This window comes from Nostoc sp. ChiQUE01b, assembly GCF_034531255.1.
Lineage (GTDB): Bacteria > Cyanobacteriota > Cyanobacteriia > Cyanobacteriales > Nostocaceae > Nostoc.
This window is the reverse complement of sequence record NZ_JAVRBM010000004.1, coordinates 72,140-87,234: the sequence shown is the minus strand read 5'-3', so window position 1 is coordinate 87,234 and position 15,095 is coordinate 72,140. Positions and strand designations below refer to the sequence as shown.

The following is a 15,095-nucleotide window of genomic DNA, read 5'->3' as shown; positions in this document are numbered from 1 at the left end:
ACGCAAATACTACCAGATGTGAATACAAAAACGAAAGATAAATGACAGTTCTCGCCACTAGGACTTATAAGACAAAATTTATCAGACTGAGCTAGTACCGCAAGGCGGAAGTCAAAAGGAGCCAGTGCGTTGGCGGGCATTGCCCGACTTGTTCGCTTTTAGCGTTCCCGCTTTCTTAGCAACTGGCTCTCAAAAGTCACGCATTCACGCATAATTGTATTCCAAACTCTTGCGCCATTTGAAATGGTGAGGCAGTCCGGTCTTCTCCCTTCTCTACGAGACGCTCCGCGTTCGCAAGTGCGTCTCGTAGAGAAGGCGCTAGCCTCTCCCTTTGGGAGAAGGGGAGACGCCAAGGGCGATAGCGCCGGCGGCAAGCGAGTCTTCTCCCAAGGGGAGACGCTAAGAGCGAACGAGCGTCTGGGGGTTTCCCCCATGAGGAACTTGCCGTTAGCGCAGCGTAAAGCCTTCTCTTCTCTTTCAGAGACGCTAACGCGAACGAGAGGCAACGCCTTCGGTATGGCTTCGCTTAGAGCGAGCCTGCGAACGCGAGTGCGTCTCGTAGAGAGCGTCACCCGTTAGCGCCGGCGGCAAGCGAGTCTTCCCCAAGGGCGAACGAGCGTCAGGGTTTATTTCCGCGCCCGCTGTACTAGGGTGTTTTGAGGTTTCATTATTATGCGTAGACGCGCAGTAGTAGACGCAATATGGTAAGGATTTGCGCTGGACTCTACCATATTGTGTCTACATTTAGAATGAAATAGCCCTGCTTGAAAGGGTATTTATGTATCCTACAACCAAAAATTCTTAGGTCTATAAGGACTCTAAATAGTTCAAAAGATCGGCCATTTCTTGGGCACTAGGTTGGAATTTTGGCATTGGCGGTGTTTCGCCACTGATGACTTGGTGAATCAGCCCATACCGAGACTTGTGCTTTGAAACAGCTTGCAAACTGGGCCCCACTCGCCCGTCTGCTTCCAAGCCATGACAACCAGCACAGTTAATTTGAAATATTGCGTGTCCTTGAACTGGGTTGCCTGTGAGGGATAGAACACTCTTGACGTATGGATCGGAGGCTTGAACCAACTGAACACCAAAAAAGCCCAAAGTGACTCCTAGCAGTATAGCCAGCGTCAATAAAACGATCCGCTGAATCAAAATTTCAGGTTTGGTAATCTGGTTATCCAAAAGGTTTGCCGTGAAAGTCTAGGTGTGCTAAAAAGTTTTCATTTCCTACACATAGCTTAAAAGTTCTTGATTGTGTCTGCAAGCACAAAAGACTATTTTATTGTGGGTAGTCGCCCTCCAAAAAGGCTGTAGAGCGCAGGATTCATACGAAATTTGGTAAAATCAAAAACAGGCAACGAATATTTAATAATTACAAAGAGGAGATTTACAGTGGTTGAACCCCTGCTATCAGGTATTGTCCTTGGTCTAGTTTTCGTCACTCTCGCCGGACTTTTTTACGCTGCATATAAGCAATACAAGCGCCCCAATCAGCTGGGAGGATGAGGGAGTACTGAGTACTGAGTTAGGAGTTAGGAGTTAGGAGTTAGGAGTTAGGAGTTATATTGTTCCTCATTTCCCTTATCTCCCCCTGCTCCTTACTCCACAATTCTGTAGAAAGTAAGTGATGTGTTGCCGTAAACTTTCTGGCGGCAAATTTCCCAAGCGGGAATCTCTGGCGGTGTCCAACCTTGTGAGGCGTGTTCAACTGCGATTTCACCGCTAGGATCTAAAAGTTGATAGTCAGCGATCGCTTCTAATACTGGCTGGTACAATCCACTAGCATAAGGTGGATCAAAGTAGATTCTGTCAAATTGCTTGCTTGATAAAGTCTTTAACTGCTGGGTAATATCTCCCCGTAATACCCGAAATTCTTGGTTGGCATTAGCTACCTGCTGCCAATTTTGTTGGATGGTGGCACAGGCTCGGCTCGATTGTTCAATTCCCACTACTAGGCTGGCTCCTCTACACAAAGCCTCTGCGCCCATTGAACCAGTACCGGCACATAAATCTAGCCAGCGACAACCTGCAATTTCTCCTTGCCAAATATTAAAGACTGCCTCTCTTACTCGCGCACTAGTCGGTCTAGTTTCTTTTCCTGGTAAAGTTTTTAGCTGGCGATTGCCGTAAATTCTCAGGCTCATTGGTTATTAGTCATTGGTCATTGGTCATTAGTCATTGGTCATTAGTTTTAGACAAAAGACAAAGAACAAATGACAAAAAGAATATTAGGCAGGAATTTTTTCGCGGACTTGAGCAACGAAATTAGACAGGATTTGCAATCCGATATTAGAGGATTTTTCGGGGTGAAATTGGACTGCCATCAGATTTTCATGAGCGATCGCCGCTGTCACGGTTTGAGTACCGTGAGTGATAGTTGCTGCACGGATTAGCGGGTCTATTGGGTCAACATAGTAAGAATGGACAAAATATACCCAAGGATCGGACGGTAAATGCTCCCACAAAATACTTTTTGGTTGAGTGATTTCCAGTTGATTCCACCCCATGTGAGGAATAGTGATGTCAGGTTCAAGACGAAACCGCCGCACTTTTCCTTTGATAATTCCTAGTCCTGGTTGGGTACCTTCTGCACTTGATTCAAAGAGAATTTGCAATCCTAAACAAATTCCCAAAAAAGGTTTACCAGATGCGATCGCTTCTTTTATCGGTTGTTCTAAACCGCGCGATCGCAGGTGTTGCACTGCTGGATCAAATGCTCCTACTCCCGGTAAGACTATTGCATCTGCCTGTTCTAATTCCTTTGGAGAATAAGTAACATTAGGAGTTGCCCCAGCTTTTTCCAAGCCTTTGCAGACTGAGTGCAAATTTCCCATCTCGTAATCTACGACCGCAATCACTGGCATTTACCTGCTCCTTGTAAATTTATTATGGAGGGTTTTTCTATTCTAAATAATATTTGTTATGAAGAAAAGAATTCTATTAACTTCTTTTGACACTTGGCTAAAAGATCAACAGTCAAATTCTTCTGATGATTTATTACTTGAAGTTACCAAACTTGAGTTTATCCCACTTGACTTAACTTTTTTACGTCAGTTACCTGTAGATATACAACTTGCCAGTACTCAGGTAATAGAAAAAATCAAGGCAATCCAACCTGATTACATCATCTGTTGTGGCATGGCTGCAAGCCGTACACAATTAAGTGTGGAAGCAGTTGCTAGCTGCAAAGAAAGTATTTTACAGACAGAAGTTGATTTAGAAAAATTAGTGGCGGGAGCAGCAGCAATTCAAATTAGCCACGACTGTGGGAAATTTGTCTGTGTTCGCGTAGCGTCTCGTAGAGAGGGTCTTTACTATTCTGTGTTGGACTACTTAGGCCAAAATCAACTCACGGCACGTTGTATTTTTGTCCACGTTCCGGTTCTCAATCAAGAAAATTTGATGGGGATTCTTGCTGATTTCGTATTAATTATTAACAAACTGGCACTTTCATCAAGTTGTTAATGTCTGTATGGTGAAGTGACATGACTCCGGGCTGAAGCCTCGGAGCATCTAAGAATCACTTCTTAGATTTCCTAGTTATTCCCAAAAGGGATTTTGACTTTGACCTAGACTGAGATATCTCAATCCCCGGCAAACCGTCTGCATAGGCGTTTTGGATTCCCAACTGTCCATTGGTACTAATGAGGGCTATCCCTCTATTTCTGATTATTTGACCACTAGCTACATCCCGGTCAGTGCAGTATCCACATTCACAACGATGTACTCTGATGCTCAAATCTTTTCTAACTTCCACACCACACTCAGGACACTCTTGAGAAGTACCCCTAGCATTGACTTCACCAAAAAACTTACCGCGCTTCCAACACACATATTTAGTAATGGTTCGGAATTGCCCAAACCCAGCATCAAGCATCTGCTTACCAAGCATCCCTTTAGCAAGAGTCCGGTAATCCAGGTCTTCCATGAAGACCATATCACCAGCATCGCAGAGAGCGTGAGCTTGCTTGAAATGGAAGTTCTTGCGGGTGTTATCAATAGTGTGGTGAAGTCTGGCAACCTTAACGCGCTGTTTCTCGTAATTTTTAGACCGCTTCTTTTTTCTAGAAAGTCTGTGTTGCAGCAATTTCAGCTTGCTTTGCATGACTTTCAAGAATTTAGGCAGTTTTACAAAAACGCCGTCACTGGTTGCTAAAAACTTTTCAAGCCCAACATCTACCCCAATCGGGTGACCATGTGGTATTGGTGAGGGAACACTAACATCACATTGAATATTAATGGAAGCGTACCAAATATTCGCTTTGTTGATTATCCGAACCTGCTTAACCACAAATCCATTAGGAATTGGGCGATGTAAGTTAATCGGAATAATACCCAGTTTAGGAAGTTTGATATTTAATCCAATTACAGGATTTTCTTTAAACTGGGGGAACAGCAAAGATTTGAATTGCCCAAACTTCTTGAATCTTGGGAACCCATGCCCAATATAAAGAAATCCTTCCCACGCTCGGTGTAATTGTTTAATGGCTTGCTGCAAAACTTGACTAGGCACTTCGCTCAATCGAGGGAATACCTTTTTAGCGTTTGGTAGTGCATTCAGTTGCTTTACTTCGCCAGGATATGGCCTATCAGCAGCCATAATATATTCATGACTAATCGAGCATCTGTCAATCATGCATTTCCGACTATTGCACCAATCTTTAATTTCTCGCAGCCCGTAGTTATAGGCAACACGACAAACATCCATCCACTCAAGGAGCGACTGTTCTTGAGTCATATTTGGATAGATTCGATAGCGGTAATTCATGGTTAACATTCCCCCATTTTAACACATTTAGTGGAGAACGTGACTCTAGTAAATTAAAGCCGTGCTTGAAGCACGGGGTCTTAAACCCAATTTTTTGATAAATATCTAAGTATATGTTGCCATTGTTACTAATTTTCCCAATAGCCCAATCAATACCTGCCACACCACCACCTGAAGAAGTCGTGCAACCACAAGAAGTACGACCTTTACCAGGGAAGTTGGATACAGTGCCAACCTTTAATAGCAATAGTCCAGAATTGGTGTTGAAAGAAGGGATTTTACTTTCCACCTTTCCACCAAATGGAAAAAAAGTGCCAGCAGCGCATCTAAATTTTCCCTTTCGGGGACGATTTGATATTTTTGCCCATCATGTTGCCAAAGCTGAACCACCAGAGAATTTGCGTAGGCGTAGCCCGTCGGAGACATCGCTCTATTTAGGGATAATTTTGCATAACCCTGGTTCGGAACCAGTGAAGGTAAATATTTGGCAGGCGGCGAGTTATTTAAGTCAACCGGATGCACCATTTATTCAGTTACCATCCTTTAGCCAAAACCTTTTAGGTAAAGTTTTTGCCGGCCCAGGCGATCGCGTCATGTCTGATGTGCTTCGGGGAGTGCGACAAGAGATTTTCCCTGCCCAAATTGAGATTCCACCAAAGCAAAGTCGGATGTTACTCAATTTGCCAATTCCTGTGCAGGGATTGACACCACCCCTGAATGGTCGATCTACGTTAATCCGACTGCAAAGTGATGGCACTGTCTATGCAGCTAGCCTAGCGATGTTTGCACAGGTGAATCCTGATGGCAGTGAGCGATCGCCTACTTTAGAAGAATGGCAGAATTTACTAGATAATGGTGATTTGGCTGGGCCACGAGATAAAACTCCCACTCCCTTAGAGGAAACTGGCAAGCCAAGAATTTATGGGCGTGTTGCAGGAGTGGTTAGTGGTTCGCGATGGAGAGCCTTATTAGTAGATAATCCTAAAGCCAGGTATCTAACTATTCCCCAGCCTGGTCAAGTATTTTCCTACGCTCTGAGTACCCTGCATGGCGGTACATTAGGAACTGGTCAAATTCAAAGTGCGCCTATGCTGGTGCGCTATCTTGACACCGCATATCGCGCTCATGGCAACTATGGAATTCAATATAATCTCAAGTTGCCGCTATATAACAATACTCAAAGTCCTCAAACTGTTAGTGTGTCGATACAAACACCACTCAAGGAGGATCAATTAGTCAAACCTGGGTTACGCTTTCTAAGTACACCAGATCCTCAAGTATTCTTCCGAGGGACAGTGCGGGTACGTTATAAAGATGAGCGAAATCAGCCACAAACTCAGTTTGTGCATTTAGTGCAAAAGAGAGGTCAACCAGGAGAACCGTTAGTTTTATTAAAGATGAAACCAGGCGATCGCTCCTTAGTAGAAGTAGATTTTCTCTATCCCCCGGATGCTACACCACCGCAAGTATTAACAGTCTCAACCCAAACTGAACCTCGGTAATGATTCAGGAGTGCTGAGTGCCTCGGCTTATAGTGCTGAGTAACCCCATAGATAAATCTAGGGGATTGAAGTCAGGACGCATTGTCTTGAAAAATCGCTCCACTTGGGCAAAGCCCAAGACCGCGTTTTTCGCTATTTCTTGTGGCACTTTCCGCTCGAAATAAATATTTATTTCTTCTTCCATGCTTAAAAGCTCTTTCTTGGGACCCTTCAGTGCTGAGTGCGATTATTACTTTATAACTGGGCACTCATAACTGGGCACTCAGCACTGTTTCGGTCATGGGTAATAGGTAAGAGCTTTTCTCCAATTACCTATTACCAAAAAATATTAGTCAACTTTGTGAATACTATAAAAAACGCGATCGCCAAAACCTAAAAATATTAGAGAAATATTAATAAATTTAAATATATAAAAATCATTTTAAGTTTTTTATCATTCGATAAGAACCATAAATCAGGGTCTAGCTAAATACTTGTAATTATAATTGCAAAGCCCTGGACTTCCACTGTTACGCAAAACAACACTTTACTTATGGAAACCATATTGTATATTTTCTGGATTCCTACGCCATCTGTTCAAACCGCTAAATTCTGAGAATTGCATTGCACAATGTTAAGTAAAATTATGGAAATCTTATTTTTCTATAAAAAATGCACTAATTCTTAAATTCTCATTAGATACTGTGACATTCACTTAGAGTAAGGCTCCTGGTATGCCCATTCCCAACACTTCCACATTGGAAGGATTGCGAGTACTAGTGGTCGATGATGACCTCGATTCCTGTGTCTGGATGACTTGTTTGCTTGAATTGTATGGGATCGAAGTTCATTCAACTTTCACAGTACATCAAGCCTTAGCAGCGTTTGTCGAACTTCGCCCAGATTTAGTACTTAGTGACATTGCCATGCCTGATGAAGATGGTTATTCGCTGCTACGTCAGATCAGGCAAATCGAAGATAGGCTTGACAAATCCACTCCTGTTATTGCAGTCACGGGACTTGGAGAGTTAGAAGCTCGATTTCCGAAGTCGCAAGCAAGGTTTGACAAATGGTTATTAAAACCTGTGGACATAGATGAATTGGTCGGAGCGATCGCTCACCTAACAGAGCGCTCAATATTGCTCGGTGAATTAATTTCTTCATATTGATAAGGCTTTTCACCTCAAGTTTGTGTATTTAGGGTGAATACTTATTCCGCTCCATGCGTTGCAATAGAAATAGCAGACTATAGCAGGCAATAAAAGGACGGCATGGCAACGGATCAAAAAATCAATCAAGAAACTGAGTTAAATTCCCTCCAGCACCTGATTGGAACCACTATCTTACTGGTAGAAGATGAGCCAGATATTGCAGATTTACTCACCTTCATTTTGGAAGCAGCAGGTGCAGAGGTGATGGCTTTAACCGATGCAGAAACAGCCCTTGATTTGGTCGAATCACTTCATCCCGATATTTTGCTGTGCAATATGAAGTTGCCCGATCGTGATGGAAATTGGTTAATTGAGCAAATTCGAGTGAATTCTTGCCCATCTATAAGAGAGTTGCCGGCGATCGCTATCACTTCTTATACACGGGAAGTCTCAAGCCATAAAGCTTTAGATGCTGGTTTTAATCGATTTCTAGTCAAGCTTGAGAGTCCAGAAGAAATTATAGATGAGATTGTTCACCTGTTATCTACCGATCTTTAAAGATATAGCAGGAGGCAGCTATGGTGAAGGCAGGAGGTAAAACTATTATTATTCCTAGCTTCACGCTTGTCATTATGTCTTAACCTATATGACTACGGCTATAGCTAGCCAACCTCTATCTCGTTTTTGATAATGATTTCACACAATATGTTGTAAGAGCGCACAGCTAACCATACACTCCTACAAAGGACTTTAAGAAAGGAAACGATATAACCCTAAGTGAGTAGGGTAAAATGTTGGATATATAGCACAAGCCTTGGTGATTAGGACATCAACAGATAATAAAACTTAGACATAAAAAGATTTTTCACCCAGTCCCCATTACCCCTTATTCCCAGAGGGGGCCCCACCTTCCCCAGTCCCTTGCTATATTTGTTAACCTCGTTGAAAACCCTTTGCTGGCTTTTGTTGCCCCTTACCCTTGGGCTTAGATTTACTAACTTCTCCTAAAGCTTCCTGAAATAAGTTATGCAAATGTATGGGTACACTGGCAATATCTGGCAAGTCTGGCTCAATAGGTTTGTAGAATTCTTGCAAAAGTGCATCCAAGTCACTTTCAAGCCTAAACTCTGGACGTTGCAAAAATGTTTGCAACACATTTTCTAATTGAGTTGGATACTGTTGTGCTAATCGATGCCAAATAAAAGCATTAATACTTTTATCTTCGAGGTAGTAGCGAACTAGTTTTTCTGCCCCTTGAACACTTTGCCAGTCCTCTGCCGATAAGATTGCTTGTACTTTACTATATGTTGGTAAAAACATTTGTCCCCAACGGGGATGAGAAAGAGCCGTTACCTGTTCTGCTTTCTTGAGTTCAGCAGGCAAATCAACCTTTGGCATAACCATTTTGCTCTTGCTGCTTTTGCTGTTAAACATCTCAGAGACTACGTTGGAATCTGCACCAAATTCTTGTGCGGCTGCTTTTATTTCCTCCTCACCAATTCCAGCTGCTTCTGCAACTTCCGCAAGAGATTTAGAAGTATCAATTCCTGCGGCTGCAAAGGTTTTTTCAGTAATTACTTCTTGAAATTCCGCTATTTTTTTATTAAGCTGGTATCCAGGTAGTGTGATTTCATCAGTGCCAAAAAAGTCCACAAACTGCTGATGATATTTTTCTACTGACTGCCAAGCTTCTTCTAGCAAGTCTGGAGCATCGCTGTAAAGATTACTTTTATAGTTTTCTTTAAAATTACCAATTGCTACGGCAAGTTTTGGTTTACCTAATTTACCCATTATTGTGTAAGGGCCAGAAAACATCCAATAGCTATCGGTAACGGGAGAAATGCGAGTTAGCAAGATTTCTCCGACTTTCAACCGAGATATCGCCTGTAATGTTTGAATATTGTTTGGCTTGACAATGTAGCGTTTATCTGTCAACCAGTTAGTCAATTCAAAGCCATCAGGTAAAATATTAGTAATGGCAAACAAGCCAATAAAACTATGATGCCAACTGTTGATCAGGCTGCGATCGCTTTCTGCTAAATCTGGATGGCTTTCGATAAACAACTCTAATGGTGACTTATCACCGACTTTCCCGGCTGTCAAAAAGCTATCGATGGTTAAGTCCTGCTGCGTACTATCACCACTTCCACGGCGCAACTGTTCTGCTGCATAAATTTCCAGTGCTTGTGCCAGTTCGCCTTCAGCATCAAGGACAAAATCAACTAAGGCTTGTTTTAATTCGTGCGATCGTTCTAATATGACATCCACAAGTTAATCTCTCGGTGCAACAGATGTAAATTATAGCCTTTGAGAGAATTTCAGCATCTAGCTATTGCTAGATTTATGGAGATGCACACTTAGCAGAATAGGTTTTATCATGCAGGCATACTACAGCCGACATCTGGCACAGCTAGGTTACTGGGATTAAACCCTTGGCGAAATCGGGGTAAACTAGCGTATCAGATTGAGGTGGTGTTTGGACAGCGATCGCAGTTCTCGTATTCTATTTTAGTTACCAGCGATCGCCGCCTGTAGGATCTAGACTCAGACCGCAAGGTATACTGTGGTGATATCAAAATCGCTATCGGTTGGTTTTAACCCACATTCCGCACCCTAACTGTCACACATCAACAAAAAGCTGACATAGTAGTACATAAGAACTAAGGTTGATTCAAAAGTTAAAAGACTTAATACCACTTTTTGGTGATAAACTCCTTTGGTCTAGTTGCTGATTCCAGGTGCTGATAGGTTTAGGAATGGCTGAGCGCGATCGCAACCGCCGTCGTCGATTTGGCTTACGGTTCACCCTAATTGCAGCCATCCTCAACCACTCATGATTCACGCAAGAGGTCTAACGCTCAATGGCTGTGCTTGTTCCTGATTACTTACGCCGCGCTGCTGGTTTCATCCTGATCGGTTTTGATGACGAAAGCCCTGAGTTCGACCATCTTGCCGCCGCGAAAGCGCCAGACATCGCAGTACGAGTAATGAGTCGCCTTCCCGTCTTCGTCCTTGATTGTGAGGTCGCCCAGTGCCGTGACGAAATCCCCCTCAGCAATTAAGTTCGCGACGATATTCAACGGCGGTTCCACATACTCCGTTACCATCCATTGGCGAACGGCTTCTTTTCCTTTCAATGTCTTGTCGCCGACAAACTTCCATTCCGTGTCGTCGGCGCAGAACGACAAGAATCCTTCATAGTCGCCCTCAGCGATCGCCGCGTTTGCTTCTTCCAAGATTGTTTTATTGTTCTCTGACATCTGAATCTCTCCTTTGTTCAAGATTGCGTAGCACCACTGGTCTTGTGTTCGGTGCGTTACGCTGTCGCTAACGCACCCTACTGGCTCTATTGTTTCCAGGGAAGCGGCGATCGATAGGGGTTTTCGCGCATATCCAGGACTTCCCATGTGGTCGGATTGACTCGCCCTGTAACTGGGATTTTGTATCGTCGCTGTAGATCTCGTATCGCGGAGACTGTGACCTCACCATAGATGCCATCGACGATCGCACCATTTGGATTGCCTAATCTCACGCCTGCGGCTCCTAAAAAGCCATTGTCTTGAAGAATGCGTTGCAACAGTCGCACGTTTTTACCCCGGTCTCCTTGGCGCAAGGTGGGTAAGGTTAAATCAGTGTATGCAGTTGCGATCAGAACGGGTGATGTTTGTTGTGAAGGAATGCTGTGTGCGATCTGCACTTCTCTGCGAGACGCTACGCGAACGCAGCAGCGCTTCGCTATCGCTGAATGAGTGAATGAACCTCCGAGCAATCCTATAGCGATCGTTAGTAATCCAAAAATGGTTTGAGGTTTCATGATTGTCCTCCTGATGGATCAGTTTTACTTAGTATCAATTCGTGTCGGAGTTATTACTCCATCTGCTTGCTCCGATCGGTGTGGAGCAGTGCTGCCACTGATACGAAACTCACGGAATAATTGCAGTAACGCGAATTTCAATCCGCATCGTTGGCAGTCCAAGCGCCGCGACTCCTACCTGTGTCCAAATTGGGGCGTGGTTGGGCATGTAATGGCGATATAGCCTGACCATCACCTCGTTAACCTCCGGGGGAAACCCTCCAACATGGTAAGAATTAACGTGGACAACATGCTCCCAACCCGCACCAGCAGTCGCTAGGGTTCGCTCTACGTTCCGAAACGCCTGAGCAATCTCGTCCGCAAGCGATTCGGGAATTTGCAGATTGTCATCCCAGCCGCCTTGACCTGATGTCTCCACTCGATTGTCAATTTTTACCGCTTGCGAGTAATGCAATTCATTCAGCATATATTCGCCATAACCGGGAGTAACAAAAAACTTGGGCTTATTCATGGTGTTCCTTAGTTGAGTACGTTTGACTATATCTCGCGTTGCTGAGACAGTTTGCCAACTCCAACTTGAGTGTAATGAGTTCCAACACTCAACTTCTTCCAAATTCTTATGGTGAAGAGCGAGTTCGTTTCAGGATCATCTGATTTAGACCCTAATGTTCAGAATTCACTTGCCATGTAATCACAATGATTTCTGCAAACCCTAACACAACTAATAGCCGCGAAAACGCTCGTAAAATGGCTTCCATTGTCCAGTTCTGACTCTGAGCTTCCCAGATCATCCAAACAATGTTGAATCCAATCACCAACCAGGGTAGAATCACTACTGAATTCCGTCTGCGATAGATGCGGATCGTCGCCTCACGCCAAAATGGAAAGGTGCTGAGGATACAAACGAGGTAGGACGCTCCTGCATTGATGAACAAGCTTGTTTGAAGACTCGAAGGCAGGTTTGGGTATCCAAGCGCGATCGCCGTCAGACAAACTCCCAGCGCGAGATACAGGAAAGTAAACAAGGTAAATCGCTTCATGCTTTCTCCTATAAAATACCCAGTTCTCAGTTCATACAGACGATACCGACCAGTGGGGCACCACCACAAGTTGAGATTCGCTTAGTTTGACGATAACCAGGAAACGCAGTTCTAAATTTCCCTGCCTACTATTTTCGATAAAATTTATTCTCTGTACCAGACACGCACACATTGAAAGCAATTGATTGTAACACCTTGACTAATCATCACTGGGTAAAAACCATTACTGACATTCAATCCGTAGACACCATCATTTGTGCCTTCTAAGCGTTGCTCGCCTCATGACTGGGGTTTGATGTTCTGGTTGAGATGGAAAATGTTATCAGGATCGTACCGCTTCTTGATCTGTACCAAGCGATCGTAGTTAGCTCCGTAAACCGCTGCGACGCGATCTCCCTCCTCTTCGGTCATGAAGTTTACATAGGAACCAGCAGATGCATATGGTGCAGTAGCCTGGAAAAACGCCCGTGACCACTGAATGCCTATCTCATCTTGCGCCACATCCTCCCAGCGCCCATCTGTATTCAGCAAAAACTTCACATCCCGATGATAATACGCCGTAGCATTTGCGGGGACGCGACTGGGTGCCCCATCGACCAGTATTAGAGAGATTACGCATTGTGGCAAGGGTAGCTTATCTGCGAAGTTTACAATTGTATCCAGTACTTCATCCCGTAACTCTGTGAGATTATGAGATTTCCAGTAGTACCTGGCACCGTGTGACAGCATGGCGTTAAAAGCTTGCTGCCATTCTACGTATGGGTGAACACCAATTTGTTCGCCATAGGCATCGCCAAATCGGCCCAGAGGTTCGATTTGTTTCTCACCCTCTGCAATATCGCCGACATAAAAGACAGGCAAAAGGACGACCTCTTTGCCATGCACATTTTCAGGCAGAAAAGGTAGTGGCGGAGCCTTGCAAAATAACACCCATACAGTGAGTTCATCGGGGGCTGATTCCACAAATTTTCGATACTGGGTGAGTATCTGTTTGGCTTGGCTAAACGGAAAAGCGATTAATCCAGCTAATATTTCAGGCCCTACAGGATGAAGCTTGAATTCAAACTCCGTGACAACACCAAAGTTACCTCCGCCACCTCGAATCGCCCAGAAGAGGTCAGCATTTTCGGTTTCACTTGCTTGTATCTTATTCCCGTCGGCTGTTACCACTCCCGCAGAAACAAGATTGTCGATCGTCATCCCGTACTTACGACTCAACCAACCGAAACCGCCACCTAGCGTAAGACCTGCGATACCAGTCTCTGAAACATTTCCTGATGGAGTCGCTAACCCATGCACCTGTGCCGCAGAATCAAAATCACCCAGTGTGGCACCTGCTTCAACATACGCACGCCGCTTTTCAGCATCAATGCGGACATTCTTCATCATCGAAAGATCGATCATCACGCCGTTATCACACACAGCGGTTCCCGCCACATTATGCCCACCGCCTCTGATTGAGATTTCGAGTTTGTTCTCTTGCGCAAATGCGATCGCACGGGCAACATCATCGGCTTGCGTACACTGCACGATAACAGCAGGTCTGCGATCGATCCTCGCATTCCATATTTGGCGAACTTCGTCATAATTCGGATCATCAGGAAGCACCACATGACCCTTCACATTAGTCTTCAGCTTTTCAATTAGCTCATTCAGCAGTGTTGTCATGACAGTTCTCCATTCGTGATTTGGTTGGCTGTATTAGATTCTTCCTCCCTAAATGAAGGAGGACTTATTATTTAAGAGAACCCCACGGAAAAATTGATCATCTTTTTTATAGAGTTCTCTAATCTTGTTTGAAGACTCGAAGGCAGGTTCGGGTACCCAAGCGCGATCGCCGTCAAACAAACTCCCAGTGCGAGATACAAGAAAGTAAACAAGGTAAATCGCTTCATGCTTTCTCCTATAAAATACCCAGTTCTCAGTTCATGCGGACGATACCGACCACTGGGGCGCCACCGCCAGTTGAGATTCGCTTAGTTTGACGAGAACCAAGAAACGCACTTCTAAATTTCACTGCCTGCTATTTCCGATAAAGCTTATTCTCGGTACCAGACCCGCACGCATTGAAAGCAATTGATTGTAACACCTTGACTGATCATCACCGGGTAGAAACCATTACTGACCGCTATACCGTAGACATCATCACTTGTGCCTTCGATACGATCTGGTAAAACAACAGTTTCAACATTGATCACCTGTATCGTTTTACTTTCGATCCACTGATTTACAGCACTAACAACCTCAGAGAAGGATTCATACTCGGAAGGTCCGCCGAAGGGTCCCCGTTTAGTAATCCGAGGCGCAAAATCTTTGCACTTAATCATTTTATCCATCACCTTAAAACTGTAGAGTTGACCATCACTTCAAGGAATCATCATGATTTGATTTGTTTGTGAATCGGTTCGCCTACCTTACATCCAGCCCCGTCCAGTGAGCGGCGAAAGCCCACATATCTGCTGTTTCCTCAATGATCTTGTCGGGTAGTCTAGACGGGTCATTGGGTTTGTCATGCCCTGACTCTAACGATTTTAGGTTGGCGTTGCTAACTTTTCTTGTCCCAACTGCGTAAGTCCTATGTTTGATGGTTGTTGGGCAGTGGCTTACCTGTGCGAAGCACGTATCTCCAGAGCCACTTAAGCGCCAAGGCACCTGTATCGGGCCGTGTTCTGGTAAAGCTTGTTGGCTGGAAGGAACGTGGTGGACAGTACGCCCCTCAACTGTGCTCTTGCCCCATCGCATCTCGCGTTAGCAAGGATCTGACAGGCACCTACATCGTAAGCGACGGTGCTCGTGCATGTGACCGTGATATCCTGATTCGCTTCTCTTGAGCCGTCATCG

Annotated in this window: 19 protein-coding genes; 5 read left to right on the top strand and 14 right to left on the bottom strand. The window is 44.4% G+C overall.

All coding sequences use genetic code 11. The features are described from left to right. Positions 1–807 precede the first annotated feature (807 nt). Complete coding sequence (locus RMY63_RS04325) at positions 808–1,182, bottom strand: cytochrome c (protein WP_322727515.1); 375 nt, start codon at positions 1,180–1,182, stop codon at positions 808–810. Positions 1,183–1,392: 210 nt separating this feature from the next. Between RMY63_RS04325 and petG the strand changes: the two genes are divergently transcribed. Beyond that, positions 1,393–1,506, top strand: coding sequence for a cytochrome b6-f complex subunit V (gene petG / locus RMY63_RS04320; protein ID WP_063721252.1), 114 nt, complete (start codon positions 1,393–1,395; stop codon positions 1,504–1,506). A gap of 92 nt (positions 1,507–1,598) precedes the next feature. Here the strand turns inward: petG and rsmD are convergent, their stop codons facing one another. Continuing rightward, on the bottom strand, positions 1,599–2,144 hold the full coding sequence (gene rsmD, locus RMY63_RS04315) for a 16S rRNA (guanine(966)-N(2))-methyltransferase RsmD (RefSeq protein ID WP_322727514.1): 546 nt from the start codon (positions 2,142–2,144) through the stop codon (positions 1,599–1,601). An 84-nt stretch (positions 2,145–2,228) separates the two neighbouring features. After that, on the bottom strand, positions 2,229–2,864 hold the full coding sequence (hisH, locus tag RMY63_RS04310; RefSeq protein ID WP_322727513.1) for an imidazole glycerol phosphate synthase subunit HisH: 636 nt from the start codon (positions 2,862–2,864) through the stop codon (positions 2,229–2,231). A 58-nt stretch (positions 2,865–2,922) separates the two neighbouring features. On the opposite strand from hisH, the gene RMY63_RS04305 reads away from it, so the two are divergent. Then, positions 2,923–3,465 (top strand): peptidase C15, encoded by a 543-nt coding sequence (locus RMY63_RS04305; RefSeq protein ID WP_322727512.1) that lies wholly within the window; start codon positions 2,923–2,925, stop codon positions 3,463–3,465. A gap of 55 nt (positions 3,466–3,520) precedes the next feature. Here RMY63_RS04305 and RMY63_RS04300 read toward each other — a convergent pair whose 3' ends face one another. Beyond that, positions 3,521–4,768: a transposase gene (locus RMY63_RS04300; RefSeq protein ID WP_322727511.1), complete on the bottom strand. Its 1,248-nt coding sequence runs from the start codon at positions 4,766–4,768 to the stop codon at positions 3,521–3,523. Positions 4,769–4,881: 113 nt separating this feature from the next. Here RMY63_RS04300 and RMY63_RS04295 point away from each other — a divergent pair, with 113 nt between their 5' ends. Continuing rightward, positions 4,882–6,270: a DUF3370 domain-containing protein gene (locus tag RMY63_RS04295; RefSeq protein ID WP_322727510.1), complete on the top strand. Its 1,389-nt coding sequence runs from the start codon at positions 4,882–4,884 to the stop codon at positions 6,268–6,270. Positions 6,271–6,274: 4 nt separating this feature from the next. Here the strand turns inward: RMY63_RS04295 and RMY63_RS04290 are convergent, their stop codons facing one another. Next, the gene (locus RMY63_RS04290; RefSeq protein ID WP_322727509.1) at positions 6,275–6,454 is read right to left on the bottom strand and encodes a hypothetical protein; all 180 of its coding nucleotides are present in this window, start codon (positions 6,452–6,454) and stop codon (positions 6,275–6,277) included. Positions 6,455–6,983: 529 nt separating this feature from the next. Here RMY63_RS04290 and RMY63_RS04285 point away from each other — a divergent pair. Together RMY63_RS04285 and RMY63_RS04280 are read left to right on the top strand one after the other, a co-directional pair. Continuing rightward, positions 6,984–7,418 carry a response regulator gene (locus RMY63_RS04285; RefSeq protein ID WP_322727508.1) on the top strand — a complete coding sequence of 145 codons (435 nt, stop codon included), beginning with the start codon at positions 6,984–6,986 and terminating at the stop codon, positions 7,416–7,418. A 102-nt stretch (positions 7,419–7,520) separates the two neighbouring features. Then, positions 7,521–7,958 carry a response regulator gene (locus tag RMY63_RS04280; protein ID WP_322727507.1) on the top strand — a complete coding sequence of 146 codons (438 nt, stop codon included), beginning with the start codon at positions 7,521–7,523 and terminating at the stop codon, positions 7,956–7,958. A gap of 375 nt (positions 7,959–8,333) precedes the next feature. Here the strand turns inward: RMY63_RS04280 and RMY63_RS04275 are convergent, their stop codons facing one another. The 9 genes from RMY63_RS04275 to RMY63_RS04235 form a co-directional block, all read right to left on the bottom strand. Continuing rightward, a complete protein-coding gene (locus RMY63_RS04275; RefSeq protein WP_322727506.1) occupies positions 8,334–9,668 on the bottom strand; it encodes a hypothetical protein in 1,335 nt (444 codons plus the stop codon). 403 nt (positions 9,669–10,071) lie between these two features. Next, positions 10,072–10,221 carry a hypothetical protein gene (locus tag RMY63_RS04270; protein WP_322727505.1) on the bottom strand — a complete coding sequence of 50 codons (150 nt, stop codon included), beginning with the start codon at positions 10,219–10,221 and terminating at the stop codon, positions 10,072–10,074. 64 nt (positions 10,222–10,285) lie between these two features. Further along, positions 10,286–10,660: a nuclear transport factor 2 family protein gene (locus RMY63_RS04265; RefSeq protein ID WP_322727504.1), complete on the bottom strand. Its 375-nt coding sequence runs from the start codon at positions 10,658–10,660 to the stop codon at positions 10,286–10,288. An 86-nt stretch (positions 10,661–10,746) separates the two neighbouring features. After that, entirely contained in the window at positions 10,747–11,214 is a 468-nt protein-coding gene (locus tag RMY63_RS04260) for a peptidoglycan-binding domain-containing protein (protein WP_322727503.1), read from the bottom strand. A 109-nt stretch (positions 11,215–11,323) separates the two neighbouring features. After that, positions 11,324–11,725, bottom strand: a complete 402-nt coding sequence (locus RMY63_RS04255) for a RidA family protein (protein ID WP_322727502.1) — start codon at positions 11,723–11,725, stop codon at positions 11,324–11,326. A 151-nt stretch (positions 11,726–11,876) separates the two neighbouring features. Beyond that, positions 11,877–12,254 (bottom strand): hypothetical protein, encoded by a 378-nt coding sequence (locus tag RMY63_RS04250; RefSeq protein WP_322727501.1) that lies wholly within the window; start codon positions 12,252–12,254, stop codon positions 11,877–11,879. Between the two features lie 279 nt (positions 12,255–12,533). After that, entirely contained in the window at positions 12,534–13,922 is a 1,389-nt protein-coding gene (locus tag RMY63_RS04245; protein ID WP_322727500.1) for an FAD-binding oxidoreductase, read from the bottom strand. Positions 13,923–14,293: 371 nt separating this feature from the next. Then, positions 14,294–14,590: a hypothetical protein gene (locus RMY63_RS04240; protein WP_322727499.1), complete on the bottom strand. Its 297-nt coding sequence runs from the start codon at positions 14,588–14,590 to the stop codon at positions 14,294–14,296. Positions 14,591–14,663: 73 nt separating this feature from the next. Then, positions 14,664–14,996 carry a hypothetical protein gene (locus RMY63_RS04235; protein WP_322727498.1) on the bottom strand — a complete coding sequence of 111 codons (333 nt, stop codon included), beginning with the start codon at positions 14,994–14,996 and terminating at the stop codon, positions 14,664–14,666. Positions 14,997–15,095: the final 99 nt, after the last annotated feature.

Excerpts from the sequence above, each read along its gene's own strand:
- RMY63_RS04260 (WP_322727503.1), bottom strand. The coding sequence starts at position 11,214 with ATGAAACCTCAAACCATTTTTGGATTACTAACGATCGCTATAGGATTG.
- RMY63_RS04295 (WP_322727510.1), top strand. The coding sequence starts at position 4,882 with ATGTTGCCATTGTTACTAATTTTCCCAATAGCCCAATCAATACCTGCC.
- RMY63_RS04285 (WP_322727508.1), top strand. The coding sequence starts at position 6,984 with ATGCCCATTCCCAACACTTCCACATTGGAAGGATTGCGAGTACTAGTG.
- rsmD (WP_322727514.1), bottom strand. The coding sequence starts at position 2,144 with ATGAGCCTGAGAATTTACGGCAATCGCCAGCTAAAAACTTTACCAGGA.
- hisH (WP_322727513.1), bottom strand. The coding sequence starts at position 2,864 with ATGCCAGTGATTGCGGTCGTAGATTACGAGATGGGAAATTTGCACTCA.
- RMY63_RS04250 (WP_322727501.1), bottom strand. The coding sequence starts at position 12,254 with ATGAAGCGATTTACCTTGTTTACTTTCCTGTATCTCGCGCTGGGAGTT.
- RMY63_RS04300 (WP_322727511.1), bottom strand. The coding sequence starts at position 4,768 with ATGAATTACCGCTATCGAATCTATCCAAATATGACTCAAGAACAGTCG.
- RMY63_RS04265 (WP_322727504.1), bottom strand. The coding sequence starts at position 10,660 with ATGTCAGAGAACAATAAAACAATCTTGGAAGAAGCAAACGCGGCGATC.
- RMY63_RS04290 (WP_322727509.1), bottom strand. The coding sequence starts at position 6,454 with ATGGAAGAAGAAATAAATATTTATTTCGAGCGGAAAGTGCCACAAGAA.
- RMY63_RS04255 (WP_322727502.1), bottom strand. The coding sequence starts at position 11,725 with ATGAATAAGCCCAAGTTTTTTGTTACTCCCGGTTATGGCGAATATATG.
- RMY63_RS04240 (WP_322727499.1), bottom strand. The coding sequence starts at position 14,590 with ATGGATAAAATGATTAAGTGCAAAGATTTTGCGCCTCGGATTACTAAA.
- RMY63_RS04245 (WP_322727500.1), bottom strand. The coding sequence starts at position 13,922 with ATGACAACACTGCTGAATGAGCTAATTGAAAAGCTGAAGACTAATGTG.
- RMY63_RS04280 (WP_322727507.1), top strand. The coding sequence starts at position 7,521 with ATGGCAACGGATCAAAAAATCAATCAAGAAACTGAGTTAAATTCCCTC.
- RMY63_RS04270 (WP_322727505.1), bottom strand. The coding sequence starts at position 10,221 with ATGGCTGCAATTAGGGTGAACCGTAAGCCAAATCGACGACGGCGGTTG.
- RMY63_RS04305 (WP_322727512.1), top strand. The coding sequence starts at position 2,923 with ATGAAGAAAAGAATTCTATTAACTTCTTTTGACACTTGGCTAAAAGAT.
- RMY63_RS04235 (WP_322727498.1), bottom strand. The coding sequence starts at position 14,996 with ATGCGATGGGGCAAGAGCACAGTTGAGGGGCGTACTGTCCACCACGTT.